The organism is Helicobacter rodentium ATCC 700285 (assembly GCF_000687535.1).
GTDB classification, from domain to species: Bacteria; Campylobacterota; Campylobacteria; order Campylobacterales; family Helicobacteraceae; genus Helicobacter_D; species Helicobacter_D rodentium.
In genome coordinates this window covers 1-1,718 of the sequence record NZ_JHWC01000024.1, presented here as the reverse complement: position 1 = coordinate 1,718, position 1,718 = coordinate 1, and the positions used below count along the sequence as shown (strand labels likewise).

Here is a 1,718-nt window from a genome sequence, read left to right as displayed (position 1 = left end):
ACTGCCTTAATGAATGTAAATTCATTAAAACAATCTTGGTTATTTGCGTGATTGTAGTTATTACTTATTTTAGGCTTTAACAATGTGTTGTAAAATAACGCATTTTAAATTTTTCAACAAAAAATGGAAGTGAGATTATACATAAAAAAACTTAAGAGGAAATTAAAACATAGCGTAAAAGCGAGAAAGCCACAAAAAACATTATAGTCGCTATAAGAATGTCTATTATTTTAGTCATTTTAATAAGAATCCGACTTAACTTCAAAGCACCATACCCCAAACCAAAAAACCATAAAAAAGACGCAGCTAATGCCCCACACGCAAAAATAATTTTTTCATCAAAGCTAAACATTAATGCGGAAGCTCCTACTACAAAAACGGTGTCCAAATACACATGGGGATTCAAAAGCGTAACCGCCAAAGTTAATAAAATTGTTTTTTTAAGAGGTAAGGAATTAGATTGTGAAAATTTAGGGAGGGATTCCGTAAGAAACGCGGATTTTAAAGAGACAAATCCATAATACAAAACAAAAAGAATCCCAACCGATGCAATGAGTAAATTTAAGATTCTATTTTTGGCTAAAAATTCTCCTATTCCAAAAACCCCAAGCCACATTAAGACAACATCACAAAGAAAGCAAATTCCACTGACTACAAAAATATGATTCTTGCTTATGCCTTGCTTAATGATAAAAGCATTCTGCGCTCCAATGGCGACAATGAGGGACAAGGAGAGAAAGAATCCTTTAAAGAAAAACTCCATTATTGTATTCCCATTAATTTTATTGCCTGTTCAAAGTGCTTTTTATCAATAAAAATATAATCCCTATTCAAAGCTGATATTACTAATACACTAATATGGTTTTCTTTTAAAGGTTTTAAAGCTTGATACAAAATTCCACTTTCACTAAAATCATTTAATTCGTCTAAATAAAATGCTTTAAAAATAGGAAAATGCTTTTCTTTATGAGCAAAGGCAATCACGCTAAAACCATCTATCTCTTGAACAAGACAAAAAATATTTTTATCTACTACTAGATTCTCTGCTACTTTATAAATAAAAAATTCTCCCTCTAAGATTCCTATTTTCATTGAACTATCTCTATATCAAAACCAATGCTACTAATCCATTAGGCAATTCTTTAAACTTTCTTGCATAGTGCCTATGATATGAATATTTCCAACAAATTTGCATTAGACTAAATAAAAGGAAAGCTTGGAATCCTTAGAATATTAATATCTTTTTCTTTATTTTTGATTCTATATTCCGAAATCAAACGCTTTCTATTAGAAACAAAAGAATCTAAAGTTTTAGTGATCCCATTAGGTAAATCTAAAGAAGCAATATCTATTGTGTAATCCTTAGTTGTTAATAAATTATTTTGGAATAAGAAGTCAATTTTTTTCTTATGCAACAAATAGTAATCAGGTTGAAATTCGCCACAAAAAGAGGCAACTTTAGACTTTAAGGCAACAATATCTATTCCTATATCTTTATAGTCAAATAGGAGAATGGGGATTTTAATATCCATTTAGAATATCCTTTATTTTCAAAATCCAATCAATCTATTTTTATTTGAAATCACTTAGAATTTTATTGGGAGTAATAATAGGTTTGTATTCTTGGTGGAGAATAGCGGGATCGAACCGCTGACCTCCTGCGTGCAAAGCAGGCGCTCTCCCAGCTGAGCTAATTCCCCAAGAGGACTATTAGATGA

At 30.6% G+C, this 1,718-nt stretch carries 3 protein-coding genes and 1 tRNA gene; all 4 read right to left on the bottom strand.

Going from position 1 to position 1,718, the window contains the following annotated elements:
* Nucleotides 1-151: 151 nt before the first annotated feature.
* Nucleotides 152-763, bottom strand: coding sequence for a LysE/ArgO family amino acid transporter (locus tag BS85_RS0109880; RefSeq protein ID WP_026944635.1), 612 nt, complete (start codon nucleotides 761-763; stop codon nucleotides 152-154).
* Nucleotides 763-1,092, bottom strand: coding sequence for an ACT domain-containing protein (locus BS85_RS0109875; protein ID WP_026944634.1), 330 nt, complete (start codon nucleotides 1,090-1,092; stop codon nucleotides 763-765). The genes BS85_RS0109880 and BS85_RS0109875 overlap by 1 nt, the downstream gene beginning before the upstream one ends.
* Nucleotides 1,093-1,199: 107 nt before the next feature.
* Nucleotides 1,200-1,532, bottom strand: coding sequence for a hypothetical protein (locus BS85_RS0109870; RefSeq protein WP_026944633.1), 333 nt, complete (start codon nucleotides 1,530-1,532; stop codon nucleotides 1,200-1,202).
* Between the two features lie 92 nt (nucleotides 1,533-1,624).
* Nucleotides 1,625-1,700 (bottom strand) — tRNA-Ala (locus BS85_RS0109865).
* Nucleotides 1,701-1,718: the final 18 nt, after the last annotated feature.

Bases quoted from the DNA above. Each gene is read 5' to 3' on its own strand.
- BS85_RS0109880 (WP_026944635.1), bottom strand. From the start codon at position 763: ATGGAGTTTTTCTTTAAAGGATTCTTTCTCTCCTTGTCCCTCATTGTC.
- BS85_RS0109875 (WP_026944634.1), bottom strand. From the start codon at position 1,092: ATGAAAATAGGAATCTTAGAGGGAGAATTTTTTATTTATAAAGTAGCA.
- BS85_RS0109870 (WP_026944633.1), bottom strand. From the start codon at position 1,532: ATGGATATTAAAATCCCCATTCTCCTATTTGACTATAAAGATATAGGA.